Annotated in this window: 23 protein-coding genes and 1 pseudogene; 4 read left to right on the plus strand and 20 right to left on the minus strand. The window is 61.2% G+C overall.

Annotation, left to right across the window (positions count from 1 at the left end):
* Positions 1 to 97: 97 nt before the first annotated feature.
* The 5 genes from BMX43_RS15930 to BMX43_RS15950 form a co-directional block, all read right to left on the minus strand.
* Positions 98 to 742, minus strand: coding sequence for a 3-oxoacid CoA-transferase subunit B (locus tag BMX43_RS15930; protein ID WP_091303261.1), 645 nt, complete (start codon positions 740 to 742; stop codon positions 98 to 100).
* Entirely contained in the window at positions 742 to 1,446 is a 705-nt protein-coding gene (locus tag BMX43_RS15935; protein ID WP_091303165.1) for a CoA transferase subunit A, read from the minus strand. The genes BMX43_RS15930 and BMX43_RS15935 overlap by 1 nt, the downstream gene beginning before the upstream one ends.
* The gene (locus tag BMX43_RS15940) at positions 1,443 to 2,279 is read right to left on the minus strand and encodes a 3-oxoadipate:acetyl-CoA acetyltransferase (RefSeq protein WP_091303166.1); all 837 of its coding nucleotides are present in this window, start codon (positions 2,277 to 2,279) and stop codon (positions 1,443 to 1,445) included. The genes BMX43_RS15935 and BMX43_RS15940 overlap by 4 nt, the downstream gene beginning before the upstream one ends.
* A 75-nt stretch (positions 2,280 to 2,354) precedes the next feature.
* A complete protein-coding gene (locus BMX43_RS15945) occupies positions 2,355 to 3,206 on the minus strand; it encodes an alpha/beta fold hydrolase (RefSeq protein ID WP_091303167.1) in 852 nt (283 codons plus the stop codon).
* Positions 3,203 to 3,589, minus strand: coding sequence for a hypothetical protein (locus tag BMX43_RS15950; protein WP_091303168.1), 387 nt, complete (start codon positions 3,587 to 3,589; stop codon positions 3,203 to 3,205). Before BMX43_RS15950 ends, BMX43_RS15945 begins: the two co-directional genes overlap by 4 nt.
* A gap of 281 nt (positions 3,590 to 3,870) precedes the next feature.
* On the opposite strand from BMX43_RS15950, the gene BMX43_RS15955 reads away from it, so the two are divergent.
* Both BMX43_RS15955 and BMX43_RS15960 read left to right on the plus strand, forming a co-directional pair.
* Positions 3,871 to 4,746, plus strand: coding sequence for a dioxygenase family protein (locus BMX43_RS15955; protein ID WP_091303169.1), 876 nt, complete (start codon positions 3,871 to 3,873; stop codon positions 4,744 to 4,746).
* 113 nt (positions 4,747 to 4,859) lie between these two features.
* A complete protein-coding gene (locus BMX43_RS15960) occupies positions 4,860 to 5,747 on the plus strand; it encodes a LysR family transcriptional regulator (protein WP_091303170.1) in 888 nt (295 codons plus the stop codon).
* Positions 5,748 to 5,750: 3 nt separating this feature from the next.
* Here the strand turns inward: BMX43_RS15960 and BMX43_RS15965 are convergent, their stop codons facing one another.
* The 11 genes from BMX43_RS15965 to BMX43_RS16015 all read right to left on the minus strand — a co-directional run bounded on the left by BMX43_RS15965 (position 5,751) and on the right by BMX43_RS16015 (position 16,106).
* A complete protein-coding gene (locus tag BMX43_RS15965) occupies positions 5,751 to 6,470 on the minus strand; it encodes a class I SAM-dependent methyltransferase (protein WP_217643970.1) in 720 nt (239 codons plus the stop codon).
* A 73-nt stretch (positions 6,471 to 6,543) separates the two neighbouring features.
* Positions 6,544 to 7,245 carry an ABC transporter ATP-binding protein gene (locus tag BMX43_RS15970; RefSeq protein ID WP_091303172.1) on the minus strand — a complete coding sequence of 234 codons (702 nt, stop codon included), beginning with the start codon at positions 7,243 to 7,245 and terminating at the stop codon, positions 6,544 to 6,546.
* Entirely contained in the window at positions 7,238 to 7,981 is a 744-nt protein-coding gene (locus BMX43_RS15975; RefSeq protein WP_091303173.1) for an ABC transporter ATP-binding protein, read from the minus strand. Before BMX43_RS15975 ends, BMX43_RS15970 begins: the two co-directional genes overlap by 8 nt.
* Positions 7,974 to 8,954, minus strand: coding sequence for a branched-chain amino acid ABC transporter permease (locus tag BMX43_RS15980; protein WP_091303174.1), 981 nt, complete (start codon positions 8,952 to 8,954; stop codon positions 7,974 to 7,976). The genes BMX43_RS15975 and BMX43_RS15980 overlap by 8 nt, the downstream gene beginning before the upstream one ends.
* A gap of 4 nt (positions 8,955 to 8,958) precedes the next feature.
* The gene (locus tag BMX43_RS15985) at positions 8,959 to 9,828 is read right to left on the minus strand and encodes a branched-chain amino acid ABC transporter permease (RefSeq protein WP_091303175.1); all 870 of its coding nucleotides are present in this window, start codon (positions 9,826 to 9,828) and stop codon (positions 8,959 to 8,961) included.
* 49 nt (positions 9,829 to 9,877) lie between these two features.
* On the minus strand, positions 9,878 to 11,059 hold the full coding sequence (locus BMX43_RS15990) for an ABC transporter substrate-binding protein (protein WP_091303176.1): 1,182 nt from the start codon (positions 11,057 to 11,059) through the stop codon (positions 9,878 to 9,880).
* A gap of 50 nt (positions 11,060 to 11,109) precedes the next feature.
* Entirely contained in the window at positions 11,110 to 11,883 is a 774-nt protein-coding gene (benD, locus tag BMX43_RS15995; protein ID WP_091303177.1) for a benzoate diol dehydrogenase BenD, read from the minus strand.
* Positions 11,883 to 12,896 carry a benzoate 1,2-dioxygenase electron transfer component BenC gene (gene benC / locus BMX43_RS16000; RefSeq protein WP_091303178.1) on the minus strand — a complete coding sequence of 338 codons (1,014 nt, stop codon included), beginning with the start codon at positions 12,894 to 12,896 and terminating at the stop codon, positions 11,883 to 11,885. The genes benD and benC overlap by 1 nt, the downstream gene beginning before the upstream one ends.
* A 77-nt stretch (positions 12,897 to 12,973) precedes the next feature.
* Positions 12,974 to 13,483, minus strand: coding sequence for a benzoate 1,2-dioxygenase small subunit (gene benB, locus BMX43_RS16005; protein ID WP_091303179.1), 510 nt, complete (start codon positions 13,481 to 13,483; stop codon positions 12,974 to 12,976).
* A 5-nt stretch (positions 13,484 to 13,488) separates the two neighbouring features.
* Positions 13,489 to 14,871 (minus strand): benzoate 1,2-dioxygenase large subunit, encoded by a 1,383-nt coding sequence (gene benA / locus BMX43_RS16010; protein ID WP_091303180.1) that lies wholly within the window; start codon positions 14,869 to 14,871, stop codon positions 13,489 to 13,491.
* Positions 14,872 to 14,957: 86 nt separating this feature from the next.
* Positions 14,958 to 16,106, minus strand: a complete 1,149-nt coding sequence (locus BMX43_RS16015) for a muconate cycloisomerase family protein (protein WP_245749502.1) — start codon at positions 16,104 to 16,106, stop codon at positions 14,958 to 14,960.
* A gap of 300 nt (positions 16,107 to 16,406) precedes the next feature.
* On the opposite strand from BMX43_RS16015, the gene BMX43_RS16020 reads away from it, so the two are divergent.
* Entirely contained in the window at positions 16,407 to 16,901 is a 495-nt protein-coding gene (locus tag BMX43_RS16020; RefSeq protein ID WP_175482144.1) for a MarR family winged helix-turn-helix transcriptional regulator, read from the plus strand.
* Positions 16,902 to 17,258: 357 nt separating this feature from the next.
* Positions 17,259 to 17,627 (plus strand): M20/M25/M40 family metallo-hydrolase, encoded by a 369-nt coding sequence (locus BMX43_RS20505; protein ID WP_425431811.1) that lies wholly within the window; start codon positions 17,259 to 17,261, stop codon positions 17,625 to 17,627.
* On the opposite strand, the gene BMX43_RS16030 is transcribed toward BMX43_RS20505, so the two are convergent.
* The 4 genes and pseudogenes from BMX43_RS16030 to BMX43_RS16045 form a co-directional block, all read right to left on the minus strand.
* Positions 17,554 to 18,159: a mobile mystery protein B gene (locus BMX43_RS16030; RefSeq protein ID WP_091303184.1), complete on the minus strand. Its 606-nt coding sequence runs from the start codon at positions 18,157 to 18,159 to the stop codon at positions 17,554 to 17,556. The two genes, BMX43_RS20505 and BMX43_RS16030, sit on opposite strands and share 74 nt — an antisense overlap.
* On the minus strand, positions 18,156 to 18,662 hold the full coding sequence (locus tag BMX43_RS16035) for a helix-turn-helix domain-containing protein (RefSeq protein ID WP_091303185.1): 507 nt from the start codon (positions 18,660 to 18,662) through the stop codon (positions 18,156 to 18,158). The genes BMX43_RS16030 and BMX43_RS16035 overlap by 4 nt, the downstream gene beginning before the upstream one ends.
* A gap of 190 nt (positions 18,663 to 18,852) precedes the next feature.
* Positions 18,853 to 19,131 (minus strand): annotated as a pseudogene (locus BMX43_RS16040) (hypothetical protein).
* 310 nt (positions 19,132 to 19,441) lie between these two features.
* A partial coding sequence (locus BMX43_RS16045; protein WP_483863936.1) for a Rossmann-fold NAD(P)-binding domain-containing protein occupies positions 19,442 to 19,780 on the minus strand: 339 nt, incomplete at its 5' end.

Below are 19,780 nucleotides of genomic sequence, written 5' to 3' on the forward strand. Positions count from 1 at the left end.
CAAACAGATGTCCCGCAAAGATGCTCACGCCTTCGCCGCCTCCCTCGCCGCCACGCTCATGGTCTCTATTGTCGTCTTCCAGGCAGGGGATGGAAACCTATGAAACCAGAGTTGCTTCGGTTGCCCCACGCAGATCGGCCTCGGTTACCCCGTCCGCACATTCGACGATCCTCAGCCCCCCGGGCACGACGTCAAGCACGCCAAGGTTGGTGATGATGCGGTCGACCACGCCCTTGCCAGTCAGGGGCAGGGCGCAGGCCTTCAGCACCTTGGATTCGCCATGCTTGGATGTGTGGTCCATGACCACCACAACACGTCCCACACCGGCCACCAGGTCCATCGCGCCGCCCATGCCTTTGACCAGCTTTCCGGGGATCATCCAATTGGCCAGATCGCCGTTCTCGGCCACTTCCATCGCGCCAAGGATCGCCATGGCTATCTTGCCGCCGCGGATCATGGCGAAGGATTGGGCGCTGTCAAAAAACGCAGTTTGCGGCAGTTCGGTGATGGTCTGCTTGCCCGCGTTGATCAGGTCGGTGTCTTCTTCGCCCTCGAACGGAAACGGCCCCATGCCCAGCATGCCGTTTTCCGATTGCAGCGTGACGCTGATCCCGTCAGGGATGTAATTCGATACCAGCGTCGGGATGCCGATCCCAAGGTTCACATACCAGCCGTCCTGCAGTTCCTGCGCTGCACGGGCGGCCATCTGGTTACGGTCCCAACCTTTGGGTGCTGTGGACATCATGCGTTCTCCCGCTTGCTGACGGTGCGCTGTTCGATGCGCTTTTCGTGCTGGCCTTGGATGATCCTGTGCACATAGATGCCCGGAAGGTGGATGCTGTCGGGATCGAGGCTACCGAGCGGCACGATTTCCTCGACCTCGACCACGCATACCTTGCCGCAGGTCGCGGCGGGCGGGTTGAAATTGCGGGCGGTCTTGCGAAACACAAGGTTGCCCGACGGATCGGCCTTCCATGCTTTGACTATGGACAGGTCGGCCACGATGCCGCGTTCCAGAATGTAATCCTGCCCGTCGAAGTTCATCACTGGCTTTCCTTCGGCGATCACGGTGCCAACGCCTGTTTTGGTGTAAAATCCGGGGATGCCCGCGCCGCCAGCGCGCATCCGCTCGGCAAGCGTGCCTTGAGGATTGAATTCCAGCTCCAACTCGCCCGAAAGATACTGGCGCATGAATTCGGCATTCTCGCCTACATAGGACGAGATCATTTTTCTGACCTGACGGGTTTCCAGCAAGACCCCAAGGCCAAAGCCATCAACGCCTGCGTTGTTTGAGGCAACGGTCAAATCCATCGTGCCAGCATCGCGGATGGCCGCGATCAAGAGTTCGGGAATGCCACACAGGCCAAAGCCGCCACTGGCGATGAACATGCCATCAAAGAGCAGCCCATCAAGCGCTGATCTGGCGTCGTTATAGATCTTTTTCATGCCGCAGCCCTCAACCCAAGAATCTGCCGTGCCTGGGCCGCTGTTGCGACGGGACGTTCGTATTTGGCGCACAGGTCCACCACCCGCCGCACAAGGGCGGCGTTCGACGGGGCCAGCGTGGACTTGTCCTGCCGGACGTTGTCTTCCAGCCCGGTGCGGGCATGGCCGCCTGATGACACGGCCCAGTCGTTCAGTACGATCTGGTTCGGGCCAATCCCCGCCGCGCACCACGGCGCGCCTTCGCCAAACAGGCGATTCACGGTTTTTATGTAATATTCAAACACCTCGCGGTCGGCGGGCATGGCGTTTTTGACGCCCATCACGAATTGCACATAGGGCAGGTCGGTGATCTGGCCCTTTTTCCACATCTCATGCGCTTTGAGGATGTGCGACAGGTCAAACGCCTCGATCTCGGGCTTGACGCCATGGGTGACCATTTCCGCCGCCAGCCAATCTACGAGGTCTGGCGGGTTTTCGTAAACCCGCGTGGGGAAGTTGTTCGACCCCACCGACAGGCTGGCCATGTCGGGGCGCAAAGGGAGCATGCCGCCGCGCGCCTGACCCGCACCGGACCGCCCACCTGTGGACAACTGCACAATGATACCGGGGCAGTGCTTTTCCAGCCCCTCTTTCAACGCCGCGAACTTGTCAGGGTCAGAAGAGGGTGTCTCATCTTCGTTGCGCACATGGCAGTGCGCGATGGTGGCACCCGCCTCGAACGCGGCATGGGTGCTCTCAACCTGTTCAGTGATCGTCACCGGCACGGCGGGATTGTCCGCTTTGCGCGGCAAGGATCCGGTGATGGCAACGCAGATAATGCAAGGTGTGGTCATGATTTCCTCGGCGGAGCGGGGGGCGACAGGGCAGCGAGTTTGGGGCAATCCGCCCCCTTGCAGGTTTCGCAGCGGTCACACATCGGCAGATACCTTCATACGAGTGAGCGCATCTGCGAAGAACGGGCGGAACCCGGCGGGATGTTCGGACATCGGGAAATGGCCCAACTCCTCCATCATCGTGCAGGTGGCGCCCGGAATCGCTGCGGCGGTGCGGCGCGCATCCTCCGGGGTGCAGGTAAGGTCATAGGCGCCGACCAGCAGGTGAACCGGTGTGTGGGCGGTGTCGATCTGGGCCAAGCGGCCGATCAGGCTGTCATCGCGGGTGTAGAACGACAGATCGCCGCGAAACACGCCGGGGCCGGATTGCATGAACATCCACAGCGTATTCCAACGCTCGGCCTGTGGCGCATGGGGACTGATGTTGGCTGACACGAGTGCCGCGCCCATTTCGCCGCCATGGGCGTCGGGGCGATGGAACCAGTCGATATCATACCAAGCGGGCTGGAAATCAGAGGCTTCAATTGCAATGAAGCCGCTGAAGGCATCGCCGTGCAAGGCGGCTAGTTGCAGCGCGATCCGCCCGCCCATCGAACAGCCTGCAAGGATCGGGCGGTCAAGCCCAAGGGCACGCGACACTGCCAACACCGTTTCCATGTAGGCTTCGGTTGTTAGGAGGTATTCTTCGGTCTGAAAGCACTCGGGCGGCAGGGATTTTCCGTGCCATGGCATGTCAAAGGCAAAGAACTGGTGCGCGGCGGTCAGCTCGGCGTCGTTCAGGATGTGCCGCCATTGCCTTGTATCGGCACCTGCAGTGTGCAGGCACAAAACGGGCGCGCCTTGCCCTGCGATTTCGACATAGATGCGCTGGCGGCGGCCCTGCACGGTGATGGTCAGATAGCGGCCGGTGATGGGCTCAAAGCTCATGCCAGTTCCTCCGTGCGAGATTCAGCGCGGGCCAGGCCCATGAATTCCTTGAAAAAGCGCAGGTTCTTGATCAGCGCGAGGATGTCGCCGTCGATCCGGCCGCGGCCGATCTTGACCAGACCGAAGATGTCGTGAAATCCCGGTTTCGGGATGGGCTGCCAGAACTGCGCCAAGGCGTCGGCGTCGGTGCGCAAGGCAAAGCGCCACGGCGTCTTGCGGCTGGGGCCTTCAACGATTGTCTCAAGGCGACCATCGCGGAAGGTCAGGTAGAACTCTGCACCGTCCACCTCCAACAGCACCGTGTCGCTGAACAGCCGTCCAAGACGAAGAAGATGCGGGGTGTCGTGCAGCCTTTGCTGCATCTGGGCCAATGTGGCGCGCATGTTGGTGTCCTCCTTGCCCCGGTCGGGGATATGACCATGCCCCGGACGGGGCGCTGACCCTGAAAAAGCGCGCAACACCGCATTGCTGCAATGACCTTCAGGGTATCCTGCGATACCCTTGGCCCGGCAATGCCAGCGAATGGCGGCTGGGGTATCGGGCTATACCCCAGCGGTCATTGGCGAGGAGGCAGTTGGTGTGAATAGTCGGCCCATCAGCGGGAGGGAGAGGCCAGCAGGTCAGCCCGCGACACGATCATCAGCTTGCCCGGAGGAGGGACACCATGAGCAAAGTCACCATCGACAACGTCACCGATGTGGTCATCGGATCACTTGGCCAGAACGGCGAGATCACGCCCCGTCAGCGCGAAATCATGACCGCGGCGATCAAGCATCTGCACGGCTTTTGCAAGGACGTGACCCTGACCCATTCCGAATTCATCGAAGCCTGCATGTTCCTGGGCCGTGCCGGGGCGATCTGCGATGACAAGCGGCAGGAGTTCATCCTGCTGGGTGACATTCTGGGCATCGAAGTGCTGTGCGACATGCTGACCAATCCGGTCACCGGCACGGAATCTGAATCCACTGTGCTAGGCCCGTTTTACCGCGAAAACCCGCCCGTGCTGCCGCATGGCGCTTCGACCGCGCAAAAGCATTTCGACAACGAAGAAACCGTGTTCATGGAAGGCTATGTCAAGGACACCGCGGGCAAGCCTCTGGCCGGTGTGACACTGGACATCTGGGAAGATGCGCCGAACGGCCTTTATGAAAACCACGATCACGATCAGCCCGACTACAACCTGCGCGGCCGGTTCGAAACGGACGAGAACGGCTACTTCGCTCTGCGCGCCGTTCGCCCGGTGCCTTATCCGATCCCGGCCGACGAGACCGCAGGCGAGCTGCTGCGCTACATGGGCCACCACCCGAACCGTCCAGGCCATTTGCACTTCATCGTGGCACGCGATGGCTACCGCACGCTGGTCAGTCAGATCTACGACCGCTCGTCCAAGTGGCTGGACAATGACTCGGTCTTTGCGGTGAAAGACAGCCTCGTGGGCGATTTCCTTCCCGCAAAGCCCGAGCACGGCACGGACCTTTATCTGCGCTTTGACTTCACGCTGAAGGCCGAGGCTGCGGCGACTGCTTTGGCGGCTGAATAAGCTTTCCGTTCTCCCTGTGGAACCTTGCCGCGCCCCTTAGCCGGGGTGCGGCTTTTCTCTTGGTGTCAGAGGGTTCGCGGGATACCAAAGTCAAAGGGAGGGGAGGCCCGGCCATGAACATAAAACAGCTGGAATACTTCATCGCATTGGCCGAAGAACTGCATTTTGGGCGCGCGGCCGAACGTCTTGGCATGGCGCAGCCACCGCTCAGCCGTCAGATCAAGCAGATCGAGGATGATCTGGGCGCCCTGCTGTTCAACCGGGGCCGCAACGCAATCACCATGACCCAGGCGGGAGAGCGGCTTTATGCCCGCGGCACCGCCATGCTGGCCGAATTCAACGACATCAAGCTGGAAGTGCGCCGCATCGGCCAAGGGGCCGAAGGGCGGCTGCGCGTCGGGTTTGTGGGCTCAGCCACCTATGGCATCCTGCCGACCGTGCTGAAAAGCTTTCGCAAGGCATACCCCGAGGTGAACCTGTCACTGATCCCGATGAACAACGCCCAGCTTCACCGCAGCCTGATCCGCCGCGAGATCGACATCGCCATCGCCCGCCCGGCTTTGGACGATGCCGAGATCACCACGCGAAAGCTCGGGGATGAGCCGTTGGTTCTGGCGGCCACCGATACGCTTGATCTGCCCAAGGGAGCGGTCGATCTACGCCAGTTGTCGGGTGAGGCTTTCGTGCTGTACCCCGAGTTTCCTCGGCCATCCTTTGCAGATTTCGTGCTGAACACCTGCGCGGGTCTGGGCATCGAGATGACGCGGCGAGTGTTCACGATGGATTTCCAGACCGCTATCGCGCTGGTCTCAGTGGGAGAAGGCGTGGCCATCGTGCCGCAATCGGTGGGATCGGTGCAGCGCACGGGTGTGCGGTTTCATGAGATCACCAATCCGCTGGCCCAGACCGGCGTTTCGGTCAACCACCGGCTGGACGAACAAGGCGTTCATGTGCGCAATTTCGTTGCTATTGCGCAAAAGGTCGCGCGAAAGACGTTCTGATTGTCAGCCTAATGCGCGTAGCGCGATCAGGCATCGGAATGTGGCCGGGATCAGATAGCTTTCGTCCGGCTTTAGGAACGGCGCAAGTGCTGCGGTGTGTGCCGCCGTGACGGCGTCTTCGCCCGCCCGCTCTATCGCGGCAGCTGCCACGCCTGACGAATTCAGCCCGCGCAGGGCCGTTGCAAGATTTGGGTATTGAAACGGGCTATCAACGTCGATCACTTGCTTTGGTTTTAGTCCGGAACCTTCGGCAAAACCGGTCAAGGCGGCCCGGTCTGACAAGGCGAAAGGCCCCGGTGCGTTCGCGGGTGGGGGAGGCAAAAGCGGTCGCAGGGCGGTGATCACGCTGGCGGCTGGCATGTGCAAGGGCTCGCCCCATGTCACCACAACCACCGTTCCACCGGGTCGAACCACCCGTGCGGCCTCGGCCAAGGCGCGGGACGGATTTGCCGCGAACTGAAAGGCGTTGAAGCCAGTGACGACATCAAAGTCTCTGTCAGGATAGGGCAGGGCCTCAAGATCGCCCTTTTGGAACTCCCCGGCTGGCACACGGTCGGCGGCGATGTCCAGCATCGGCCCTGCTGCATCAATCCCGCAGACCACCGCACCAGACCCGGCGGCAAGCTGCGCAAACAGTCCGGCGCCGCAGCCCACATCAAGCAGGCGCAAGCCTGGTTCCGGGTCAAGTGCCGCAAGCACCGCATCATAGACCGGGCGCACCATGGCCTCTTGCACGTCGGCCCAATCGCGGGCGCGCTGGCCCCAAAGCCGGGCATGCAAGGTTTCGGTTGTCATGTCAGACACCCAACCAGCGATGTTGAAGTTCGGTGTCGGCGCGGATGGCGGCAGCGCTGCCCTGCCAGACCACTTGGCCACGCGACACCAATACGACATCGTCAGCCAGACTGGTGGCAAAGCCAAAGTTCTGTTCCACCAGAATCATCGACAGGCCCTGATGCTTAAGATCGGCCAGCTTGTCATGAATCAGCTTGACGATGATTGGGGCAAGCCCTTCGGTCGGCTCGTCCAGGATCAGCATGCGCGGATTCATCACCAGGCCGCGCGCGATGGCCAGCATCTGCGCCTCGCCGCCCGACAGCTGATCGCCGCCGTTTTGCAGACGCTCACCCAAGCGGGGGAAAAGCTCGATCACGCGGTCAACCGTCCACCCGCCGTTCGGGCAGGGAAAGCGGCGGGCGGCCAGATCAAGGTTCTCGCGCACGGAAAGTGAGCGAAAGATGTCGCGGGTTTCGGGCACATAGGCGATGCCCAGTTTCGCAATATCGAACGGAGTCATGCCGCTGATCTTGCGGCCATCGAAGCTGATTTGGCCAGCCTTTGCGGGCAGAAGGCCCATGATGGTTTTCAGCGTGGTCGATTTGCCCGCGCCATTGCGGCCAAGGATTGCCAGCACGCGGCCTGGTTCGGCCCGCAAGCTAAGGCCGTGCAGCACCTGCGTTTCGCCATAGCCCGAAGATACATCTGTCAGATCAAGCATCTTCCCACGCCCCCAGATAAATGTCCTTCAACAGCTGGCTTTCACGCGCATGTTCCGGCAGGCCATCAAATACCACTTCGCCGTAGTTCAGCACGGTGATGGTGTCAGCCACGTCAAACGCCAGATCCATGTCATGTTCGATGATCAGAACCGTCAGATCGCGCGGCAGCGCCTTGAGCAAGCGATGAAAGCCCTTGGACATTTCCGGCCCCACGCCGCTGGTCGGCTCATCCATCAGGATCACCTTGGGGCGCGTGGCAAGGGCAATCCCTACCTCCAGCTGACGACGAATGCCATAGCTGACCGCGTTGACCGGCATGTCAAGAAGGGGCGCAAGATCCACCTGTGCGGCCACTTCCCTGACCGTCTCTTTGACCTCGGCGCTATGTAGCGGGTCGCGCCACAGGCCCTGGCCCTTGCCCATTGCCACGGTTGCGGCAAGGCCAAGGTTTTCACCTATGGTTAGCCCGTCGAACAAGGTGTTCTTCTGATAGCTGCGGCTCAGGCCCAGACGGGCGCGGTCAGCAACTCGCAGGGCGGTGACATCGGCCCCATCAAGATGAATACTTCCGCTGTCAGGCGTCAACTCACCCACCAACTGATTGAACAGCGTGGTCTTGCCTGCGCCGTTGGGTCCAAGGATCACCCGGCGTTCGCCTTTTTCCAGTTTCAGGCTGACGCCCTTGGTCACATGGATCGGGCCGAAGGATTTTGTCAGGTTGCGCGTTTCAAGCATCTGCGTCAGCCTTTTGCAAAACAGGTTTCGGTTTGCGCGCCGCCATGCGCGCCTCGACAAAGCCAAAGACGCCATTCGCCCGGCTCATCACAACGGCAATCAGGATCATGCCGACGATGGCGTGCCAGTAGGGGGTGAGGGCCGAAATCTCGTGCTTCAGCACCACGAACAGCACCGCCCCCACAATCGGCCCGACCAGCGTGCCCAGCCCGCCCAGGATCACCACCACCAGCGCCTCGCCGGAAACGGTCCAGGAAAGCAGGCCGGGCGAGATGTATTGCGTGTGTTGTGCGGCCAGACAGCCCGCCAACCCCGCCAAAGCGCCCGAGATGGCAAAGGCCGTGGCCTTGGCACGCCAGACCGTCAGGCCAAGGGCGCGCAGACGCTTTTCGTTATGGTGCAGGCCGATAAGGCTGCGCCCAAGGCCAGAACGCAACGTGGCCGCAGCCACCAGATAGGTCAGCGCCACCATTGCGATGGCATAAATCGCAAAGGCGCGGCTGTCGGTCAGGTCAATGCCGATGGCTGACAGGTCGGGACGGGGTGCGCCGGACAGGCCGTCATCGCCGCCAAACAGCGGCGATTGGAACACAAAGCTGTAGGCCATCTGCCCAAAGGCCAGCGTGGCCATGATGAAATAGATGCCGATGCTGCGCGCACAGATTGCGCCGATTACAAAGGCCAGCCCGGCCGATAAGGCCACAGCCAAGACCATCGCGGGAAAGGCGCTGAGGCCGGCGGCATTCGCGGCCACGGTAAAGGCATAGGCGCCAACACCCAAAAGCGCGCCATGGCACAAGGAGACCATGCCGCCAAATCCGGCGACCAGATCAAGGGCGATTACAAGGATGGCAAGGATTGCGATCTCGGCAAGAATCTCCAATCCGAAAAAGCCTGCGACAAAGGCATAGGCCAGCGACCCGATAGCCAGCAGCGATAGGGCGGTCAGACGCAGTGGAGTATGTGTGAACATCGGATCACCCTTTCGCGGGCAAAAGGCCCTCGGGTCGGATCACAAGAACCGCCGCAAGAAGCGCATAGATCAGGACAGAGTTGAACGTGGGCATCAGCACCGCGCCAAAGGTCTGGACAAAGCCAAAGATCAGCGATCCGGCTACAGCACCTTTCAGGCTGCCCAGCCCGCCAATCACGATGACGATCAGCGTGGGGATCAGGATCTGCAGCCCCATGTCGGGCGTGACCGACAGCACGGGTGCCGCAACGGCCCCGGCAAGGCCAGCCAGCGCGCAGCCCACTACGAAGACCAGAAAGAACATGCGTTCCACGTTGATACCAAGGCAGGCGGCCATCTGGTCATTGTCGACCCCGGCGCGGATCATCGCGCCCACTTGAGTGCGGGTCAGGACCAGTGTCAGCGCGGCCAGTACCGCCAGACCCAATGCGATGATGAACAGTCTGTAGATCGGGTATTCCACGCCCAGCAGTGCCAATTGGCCTTCGAATACTGCAGGCACCGCGATGCCGATCGGCAAATCGCCCCAGATCAACCGGGTTGCGTCAACCGCGACAAAGATCAGACCAAATGTAATCAGAACCTGCGCCATCGGACCCGCCCGGCGTTGCGACCGGATCAAAGTGAAATAAAGCACCGCGCCCAAGGCAGCCACGGCGAGCGGTGCCAGAAAGAACCCGCCCCAATAGCCAAGCACGCCCGCGAGCGACGCGGCCATATATGCGCCAAAGGCATAGAGCGAGCCATGGGCAAGGTTCACGAAATGCATCAGCCCAAAGATCACGGTCAGGCCGACAGAAAGAAGAAACAAGAGCATCGAGAGTTGAAGCGCGTTCAGCGTCTGCAAGACCCAAAATCCGAGGTCTGTGGTCATGGTGAACCCTCCGGGCTGGTTGGGGGCCGACGCGCGGCCCCCGGTTACATCAGTTGACAGCGGCAGGCATGGCGCAGCCGTTCACTGGATCAGCTTCGGCGGGAAGGGTGGCCAGAACCTTCTGCGTCAGCCCATCCGCCCCGGCGACGGTTTCATAGACGTGGATCGGCTGGACGATGTTGTTGGTGGCCGGATCGATGCGCAGTTCGCCACGCGGGCCGGTAAAGCTGACCTTCGGCAAAGCCGCGGCCAAGGTTTCACGGTCGGTCGCACCGGCTTTTACCGCCTCGACCAAAGCGCGCGCGCTGTCATAGCCGTGCACGGCATATTCCGAAGGGATCCGACCGGTCTTTTCCTTGAAGGCCGCGACGAAGGCTGCGTTCTCGGGGTTGTCCAGCGTCGGCACATAATGCAGCGCAGTGATGACACCTTCCGCCGCAGGGCCCTGCGCCTCGACATAAAGGGCCGAAGTCAGGAAGCCCGAACCGTAAAGCGGCAACTCGGCCTTCATGCCAAAGCTGTCATACTGCTTGACGAAGGAAATCGCTTCGCCCCCGGCAAAGAACACATAGACGGCATCCGCGCCGCTGGCCTTGGCATTGGCAAGGAAGGGGCCAAAGTCCTGCGTCTTCTGGAAGGCGGGCCATTCCTGGCCCACGACCTCGCCGCCAGCGGCGGTGAAGCCGGTGGTGAAAGCGTCGATCATCTGGCGGCCGGCGGCGTAGTCAGGGGCGATGGTGAAGACCTTCTTCACGCCCTGATCGACCATCCATTTGCCCATTGGGCGGTTGACCTGTTGGTTGGAAAAGGAAATCCGGGTGATGAAGGGGCTGCACGCCTCGCCCGTCGCCTCGTCGTTCCCGGCGTTCGCCACGATCAGCGGCACGCCTGCGCCGTCGACGGTATCGCGGATGGCACCCAGCACGCCCGAGGACACCACGCCAACCATCACGTCAACTTCGTCCTGCAAGATCAGCTTCTTGGTCTTGGCAAGGCCGACCGGGGGCTTCACCTCGTCATCCTCGCGAACGATTTCGAAGGTGGCCCCGCTGTCGGCACCAAAGGTTGCCAGCCCCAGAGCAAAGGCATCGTCGATATCCTGGCCCAGTGCGGCGTAGACGCCGGAATAGGGCAGCAGCAGGCCCACCTTGATATCTTCGGCACAGGCTGCCGAAAGCATGGCGGTGCTGGTGACGAGCCCGGCAAGGGCCGCCCTGAAGGTCTTGTTCATTCTCTCTCTCCCTTTGTGGCGCCTCTCCCTGACGCCGGATATGATGGGCCTCAGCCCAGATCGCCCCCACCCACCGGGATCGTGACCCCGGTCAGATAAGAGGCGTCGTCGGATGCCAGAAACAGGATCACCCCTGCCTGTTCATCCAAAGTGCCGTAACGGTGCATCAGGCTGGAATTGACCGTCTGATCGACGATCTGTTGATACCAGACCTTTTCCAGCGCCGATTGTTCGCCCGGGTTGCGTGGCACCGCGCGGGGCGGGGCCTCGGTTCCGCCGGGCGCGGTGGCCACGACGCGAATACCGCGCTCGGCCAATTCCCAGCCAAGGCTTGCCGTGATCGCATTCACCCCGCCCTTGGCCGCCGCATAGGGCACACGGTTCAGGCTGCGGGTGGCGATGGAACTGACGTTCACGATCACGCCCTTGGACACGGCCAGCATATGCGGCAGCACCGCATGGCAGGAATACAGCGTCGGGAACAGCGACCGGCGCACCTCGGCGTCGATCTGGGGCGCCTCGTAATGTTCGAACGGCTTGGCCCAGATGGTGCCGCCCACGTTGTTGACCAGCACATCAATCCGGCCAAAGGCGGCAACGGTGCCCGCCATTGCCGCTTCGGCACCTGAGTAGGTTTCCAGATCAGCGGAAAGACAGATCGCCCGCCCCCCCGCGGACGTGATCGCATCCGCCACTTCGGCCCCGATGGGGGAACGGTCGATCACCGCAACCAATGCGCCTTCCAGCGCTGCACGCTCGGCCACGCGCCGGCCAATGCCCTGCGCGGCCCCGGTGATGGCAAAAACCCTGTCCTTGAACCGCATCACGCCGCCGCCCTGGTTTCCGAAGGGTTGAACTTTTCAAACAGGAACGAGGCGGGCGTGACGCCGATGCTTGCCATGTGACCGCGCACCGCCTCGACCATCGGGGGCGGCCCGCACAGGTAGACATCGGCCGCGCCGTCCCACAGGTCGGCGGCGGTCAGGTGGTTGGTGGCATAGCCTTTCCGCGGGTGATCCGCCTCCGGGTCGGCAACAATGGTTGTCAAGGTCAGCGACGGGATCATGGCTGCCAGCGCCTGCAGACGGTCCATCTCGACCAGATCGGCCAGCTTGGTGACGGCATAAACCAGACGGATCGGCTGGTCGGTGCCGGTGGTTGCGATCAGTTCCAGCATTGACAGGAAGGGGGCAAGGCCGGTGCCGCCTGCCAGAAACACCTGCGGGCGGGTAACGGGGCGCAGGTAGAACGCGCCCATCGGGCCGGTCAGCGCCACCGCGTCGCCTTCTTTCGCCCGGGCCAGATAGCCCGACATCAGCCCGCCCGGAATGTTGCGGATCAGAAACGACGCCACATCCGCCTGCGGGTGACTGGAGAAGGAATAGGCGCGGGTCTGGTCGGTGCCGGGAACCTGCACATTGACATATTGGCCGGGCAAAAAGCCCATGCCTGCCGCCAGTTTCACCCGCAGCCGGTAAGAGGTATCCGACAGCGCCTCGACCCCCGCCACGGTGGCCTGCACCGTCTGCGCCCCGGTCTTGCAGGCAAGCGATGACGCCGGAATGGCGATCACGCAATCGGATTTCGGCATCATCTGACAGGTCAGCACCATGCCTGCGGCGGCCTCTTCCTCGGTCATCGCGTCTTCAAGGTAGAAGCCCAGCTCAAACGCCCCGCGCTCGGCCTTGCACTTGCAGGTGCCGCAGACCCCGTCGCGGCAATCCATCGGCACGTTGATCTTTTGCCGGAAGGCGGCGTCAGACACCTTTTCGTCGGCTTCGCAGTCGATGATGCGGGTGACGCCGTCTTCGAAGTTCAGGGCGATCTTGTAGGTCATGGCTCCTCCTTTCCCCGCCGTGCCTCCTCCTCAGGGGCCGCGCCGGGGTGCCGTCCGGGGGACGGCGCTCGGTTGTGTCAGATGTGGTAGACGTCGATCACATGGTGGATGCGGTCGTTCTTCAAAATCACCTTTTTCGACGTGATCAGCGGCGCGCCGCTGGCCGTATCGACCGTGTAGAACGACGAACCCCAGTAGGTGTCGGTGGTCGCGTAGCGGTAGTTGTGCGTCATCCAGTTGAACCGGATCTGCACCTTGGATCCGTCACGCGACAGCACCTCGATGTTGGTGATGTTGTGGCCGGTGCGCGGTTCGGGCAGCGAGGTTGCCGAGGAACGGTCGGTCTTGATGCGGAACACCCGGTCCTCGATCCCGCCCCGGTTGGGGTAGTAGATCAGCGACATTTCATTCGCCGGGTCTTCGGTCAGGGTGTCATAGTCATCCCAGGCGGGCATCCAGAACGGACAGTCGGGGTGATAGAACCCGATCCAGTCGTCAAAGCGGCGGTCGTCCAGCGCGCGGGCCTCGGCATAAAGAAAGGCGCAGATCGCTTCATAGGACAGGGTGGTTTCGGTCACGGCATTCATCTGTCTTACTCCGCTGCGATCTTGGTTGCGATTGCGGCGCGCTCTGCCTCGACGGCGGCGGCCATGCGTTCGGTCCATTGGCTGTGCTGGATGACGAACAGGCCCTCATCCTCAGTGCGTGCGCCGGACAGGATCGGTTTCATCCCGATGCGGTCGGCTTCCTCATCTGCGCCGGTGATCCACTGTTTGGCCCCCCGCGTCAGGTCGTTCCATTGCGCGGTGGGTGCGGCGGCATAGCCCATCTGGGTTGCGCGGAATTCTTCCAGATCATCCGGCGTCGCCATGCCAGAGGCGTTGAAGAAATCCTCATACTGCCGGATGCGGCGGGTGCGGGCTTCCTGGCTTTCGCCTTTGGGCGCGACGCAGTAGATCGTCACCTCGGTCTGATCGACAGAGATCGGCCGGAACACGCGCAACTGGCTGGAGAACTGATCCATCAGGAACAGGTTCGGATAAAGGCACAGGTTGCGCAGATAGCCGATCATCCAGTCGGCCTTGGCCTCGCCATACTTGGCCACCAACTCATCGCGACGGGGCGCGAGGGGGCGGTTCGAAGGGTCGGCCCATTTCGTCCACAGCACCAGATGGCCATTGTCGAACGAATAGAACCCGCCCTTCTGTTTGTTCCACTTGCTGGCATCGACGGATTTGACCTCGTCCTTGCCCTCATCGGCGCGGTGGCTGGTGGTGGCGACATAGTTCCAATGCACGGCCGAGACGTGATAGCCGTCAGCGCCGTTTTCGGCCTGCAGCTTCCAGTTTCCAGCATAGGTATAGGTGGACGATCCGCGCAGAACCTCAAGGCCCTCATCGGACTGATCGACCACCATGTCGATCATCACCTTTGCCTCGCCCAGATAGTCCGACAGCGGCTGCACATCGGCGTTGAGCGAGCCGAACAGGAACCCGCGATAGCTTTCAAACCGCGCCACGCGCTTCAGGTCGTGGCTGCCATTCTTGTTGAACTGGTCGGGATAGCCCGCACCTTCGGGGTCTTTTACTTTCAGCAGCTTGCCGGTGTTGTTGAAGGTCCAGCCATGGAAGGGGCAGGTGAAAGTGGCTTTGTTCTGCCGCTTGTGGCGGCACAGCATCGCGCCGCGGTGCGAACAGGCGTTGATCAGGGCATGCAGCGTGCCTGTCTTGTCGCGGGTGATCATGATCGGCTGACGGCCGATATGGGTGGTGAAGGTGTCGTTGATGTTCGGGATCTGTGACTCGTGGGCGAGGTAGATCCAGTTCCCTTCCCAGATATGCTTCATCTCCAGCTCGAACAGTTCGGCGTCGGTGAACATATCGCGGCGGGCGCGGAAAGTGCCCTCTTCGGGCTTGTCCTGCACGATGCCGTCAAGGCGGCGGCTGATTTCGTCGAGTCCTGCTTCGGTAAACATCGTATCCTCCCTCTGTGCCCAATGGGCAAATCTCTCCTGTTCGCTGAACCGGGGTTCAACGCCCTGACCCTCCCTCCGAAGGGGTGTTATTCGCCCGCGATGGCCTTAACCGTGACCGTCCGGTCGCGGCGGTAGAAGTTCACCTTGTCATCGTCGAGGCTGACCCCGAAGCCCGGCCCAGTGGGCACGGTCACCGAGAAATCCTTGTATTCCAGCGGCGTGGCCAGAATTTCGTCCTTGAGCAGCAGGGGGCCGAACATCTCGGTCCCAAACTGCCACTCCGGCACGGTGGCAAAAAGCTGAATGGCGGCGGCAGTGCCAAGACCCGACTCCAGCATGGTGCCGCCGTAAAGGTCGATTCCAGCCGCGCGGGCGATCGCGATCACGTCAGACGCCGGTTTCAGACCGCCCGACTGGCAGACTTTCACAGCGAAGACGTCGGCAGAGCGGTTGGCGGCCACACGCATCGCATCGGCTGGGCCTTGCAATACCTCATCGGCCATGATGGCAATTTCATACCCGTCGGTCAGCGATTTCAGCGCGGTCAGCTTGTCCCGCGAAACAGGTTGTTCGATCAGGATGCAGCCAATCTCTTGCAGACCGCGCGCACCGTAGCGGGCTTCGGTCAAGCTCCAGGCTTGGTTCACATCCACGCGGATGGTGCCACGGTCGCCAACGGCGGCGGCAATGGCAGCAACATGGGCGATGTCTTGCTTGACGCTGCGCTTGCCGATCTTCAGCTTGAAATCGCGGTGGCGGCGGGCATCCAGCATCCGCTCGGCCTCGTCTATGTCGGTCTGGCTATTGCCGCTGGCCAAGGTCCAGGCCACGGGCAAGCGGTCATGGATGCGCCCGCCGAACAGTTGTGCGACAGACAGGCCAGACCGGCGGCCAAGTCCATCCCACAGCGCACATTCTACGGCCGCGCGGGCAATCGGATTGCCCTTGACGGCCTTTTCCATGTGGGCGCTTGCAGCGGTGATCCCATCGGCATCCATGCCGATCAAAGCCGGAGCAATGTAGGTGTCGATCGCCAGCTTGACGCTTTCGACGCTTTCCGGCCCGTAAGACAGCCCACCGATCGAGGCTCCTTCGCCCAGACCCTCGGACCCGTCCGAAAAGCGAATGCGCACAAGCACGACCGACTGGGTCAACATCGTGGTCATCGACAGAACATGTCCCCGCACGGTGGGAACATCGACGATGATGGCTTCGATACGATCAATCTTGGTCACGGCATTGGCCTTTTCTTCGGGTCTTTCGATGACCTGAAGATGACACTGGCGGGTGTCTTTGGTCCAATACCGTTGCGGTCTGGTGCGATACCCAAAGCGCCCATCGCCCTGTGCGCACAGCATCGGACGGGTGCCGTGTCTGGCACGTGCCGTTGTGATGGAGGGCAAAGACTGGAGCATCGGCATCCCTGTTGCGCGGCAATATAATATCATTATGCAACTATTGCATATAGATACTATACGACGCAAGATAGCTCATCAAAGCGGCGCGCCCCGAACAAGTGCCTATGGATGGACCCTATGCCCAACACCGTTTTTCCCAGCAAACGATTGACATATCTTCTGGAAATCATCGCCAACGAAGCCATCGCCGGGAATGATGCGATATTCCTGCGCGAACTTGGCTATTCGATCCGCGAAGTTCGCGTGCTGCGAATCGTCGATGACAACCCTGGCATCACCTTCGTTGATGTCTGGGACAAAAGTGGTCTTGAGCGCAGTCTGACATCGCGCATCCTGCAAAAGTTGCTTGGCGACGGTCTGCTTGTGCGGACATCTTCCGGTACCGACGCGCGCAAATATCATCTCTCCACAAGCGAGGCTGGCAAAGCCCTGCGTGAGCGCGGCAGGGCCGTATCTGATGCGCTTGAGGGGCTGTTGTTGGGCACCTTTCCACCCGAAGATCGCCAGCGGTTGTTTGAACAGATTGAACGGCTTGGCCAATGGGTTCGGTCTGACGACTATAAGCGCGCCTTGGAAGAATATCCGGCGGCAAAGACTGACCCAAAGCCCTAAGATGGTCGTGTACAGCCAGGTCTTGACGGCTGTGCTGTGTGCCGAAACAGGGCGTCCGGGTATGGCCTGATACCTTGTTTGGAATGCGCAGTCGCGAATAGTTGCATAACAAGAATATTTGTTGTCGCGACGAAATGACAGTTTCTTTTCGGACGTGGCAGGATGTGCATCAGGCGCGAGGCCTTGAGTGGTTCCGTACGCTGCATGCCATGCCGGAAACCGGGTTCTCGGAGCATCGGACGGCTGCCTATGTGGCGTCTGTTCTGCGCGGGCTTGGGCTTGAGGTGATCGAAGGCCTTGGCGGCACGGGTCTGGTCGGGCTGCCGCGCGGCGCCCTTTGTCGGGTTGCGGGCCGAGTTGGATGCTTTGCCGATGGCCGGGCCTGCCGATGGAACAGTGCAGACCGCCGAAGGGCCCCGCTACCACGGCTGTGGTCATGACGGGCATATGGCAACCCTGCTGACAGCGGCGGCGTATCTTGCCGCAAAGCGCGATCTGCCGGTCAATGTGGCCTTCATTTTCCAACCCGCAGAAGAATTGCTGACAGGTGCCGCAGCGATGATCGCTGACGGGCTCTTGGGCTTGGTGCCGATGTCAGCAATCTATGCGCTGCACAACATTCCCGGCCTATCTTGCCGATCGGAACGGGTGGCTACCTTGCGAGTGACCGCACGAGTGCCACCAATGGCTCGAAGTCGTACTGATCGGCGGCTCTCAGTGCGGTGATATAGGCGGTTCGGTGCGCACTTTCGGCGTTCAGAGTGCCGCCGCCAGACCAGTCGAGGAAGATATCCGGATCGAACTTCGCCAAGTAGGCGTCCGCCATGATCCGCGCCCAGCGTCCGTTGCCGTTCGCGAAAGGATGAATCCAGACAAGGCGGTGGTGCAGGCGCGCCGTGGCTTCTAGCGGGTCGAAGCTTTTGTGGTCGCGCCAGTACCGCGCGTCATCGAGGCAGGTGCGCAACTCAGTGGAGATGTGCCAGACCGGTACCCCGATGTTCTTGTCTGCCAGACGGTAGACGCCGGCCCAATCCCAAACTTCCCCGAACAGTCGCTTGTGGATTTCCCTTACGGCGGCATCGGTTAGGACGTCAAAGGATTTCGGGCGTCGGTCCAGCCATGTCAGACCCGCTATGATGTTCTCACCTTCAAGCTCGTTCAATTCGCCACGGGTCGCGATGTGCTTGGCCTTGAGGCCAAGCAACTCGTCGGGCGTCAGGGGGGTAGCACCGTTAGGTTCGTGAAGCTCAAGCGTCATTGCCAGAAATCCCGTCGACCTTCACGGATGATGTCGGCGGCGAGTTCCTCGATCATCTCGGCTTCGCTACGCAGACCCTCGCTCTGTTCTTCCAGAGCCATATGCGCCCGCGTGCGCTGGATGATGCGTCGTGCCTTTGTGCGGGCCTGGGCCATAACGATTGCTTCAACGGGGCCTTCGCGCGGGATGATTGCATAGACAAGGCGTCCGCTCATGGCCTCGGCAATCTTCTCAAGTTGGTTCACGGAGATGGTTCCGGCCTGTTCGTTCTGAATCGCGGCATAGATGTTGTTGCGTGAGATGCCGAGGCGTTCAGCAAGGGCCGGGGCATTCATCCCGATCGCTTCCTGGAAGGTGGCAATCCAGCCGCCTATCGGCTTTGCAAGCGACTTTGCGAGGCTACCAGCCTGGTTGATCCTCTCCTGGGCCTGTCTTTGCTTTGCTCGGGTGACCGACATGTGCCAACCTATGATCTTGCATTTGCGGTCAATCCGCAATGCCATGGTATGGCATATAACGAGATTATGCAATTGTGTAGATTTGCAACTCTATCTCTCATGATAGCCTATAGCATGGCGGATACTCCATGCTTGCCATGCTACGGGGTAGCAAGTCTGATGATCCGTCACTTTCCTCAGCGAGAATCCGAGGAACTCAAGCGCGCTTCCTGCCTCTTCAGCCATTGGAAGTCAGTCACCTGTTCCCGTCGATCCACTTCGACATCAGCCCCTTATCTCGGAAACATTCATCCAGAACGGCGAGCCGCTCGGCAAAGGCGACCTGCTTGGAACTTGGCAGGCTGTCGAGGGCGGACAGCGGTTTCATCTGCGCCTGCGGGTCGATCCAGGCGCTTAAGCTGCGCCGGTCTTGCTGAACTTCTCAAGGCAGGAGGGTCTGGTTCCGCAGGGCGAGGGATCGCGCATAGGCGATCTGGCGCGGGGTTGCGGACAGGGTGAATGTGCTGGCTTCCATGGGATATCTCCCTTGTGGCGTTGATCTGATATATAGAACATATCAGAAACAAAATCAAGGCACGTCACTGAAACCCGAGTTTGAGAGGCAGAGGGGAGCCGGGGAGGGGCAGGCCGGAGGGGCATCGAGAAAGTGTCCCGTCGGTTTGAACCTGTCCCTCATTCCGGAGTTCCCCGATGACGTTTCAGACTGCTGTTGCACCCGTGTTGCCGCCAGTTGCCCCGCCGCAATTCCCATCCCCATCTCCCGAGACTGCCGCCGCGATCATCGCTGTGGCGAGTGCCTTGCAGCCTGATCTGGCGCAAGGGTTTCAGGTTGACGCGCTGCGACTGCGCCTCGAGATGGAGCGCGCCTTCGGCGGCTCGGATGACTTGGCAAGCGCGACGGCGTCTGGCCCTGCCGGATAGTGCAGCCGGTCCGAGGCGTCGTGCGCCGCCAACCAGACCGCCTCGGCCACGTCGCTTTCCTTTGTCGTCAGCTGCGGATTGGCGAAGGCTGCAAAGATCGGGCGGGCGAAGTCGGCATAGGGTTCTGGGATCATCTCCTCGATAGAAAAGTCGATGTTCTGCGCGAAGCGCGTGGTCGGGGCATAACCGGGTTCGACCAGTTTCACCTGCACACCGAAGGCCGCCATCTCATGCGCCAGCGA

This window comes from Gemmobacter aquatilis (assembly GCF_900110025.1).
In the GTDB taxonomy this organism is placed as follows: domain Bacteria; phylum Pseudomonadota; class Alphaproteobacteria; order Rhodobacterales; family Rhodobacteraceae; genus Gemmobacter; species Gemmobacter aquatilis.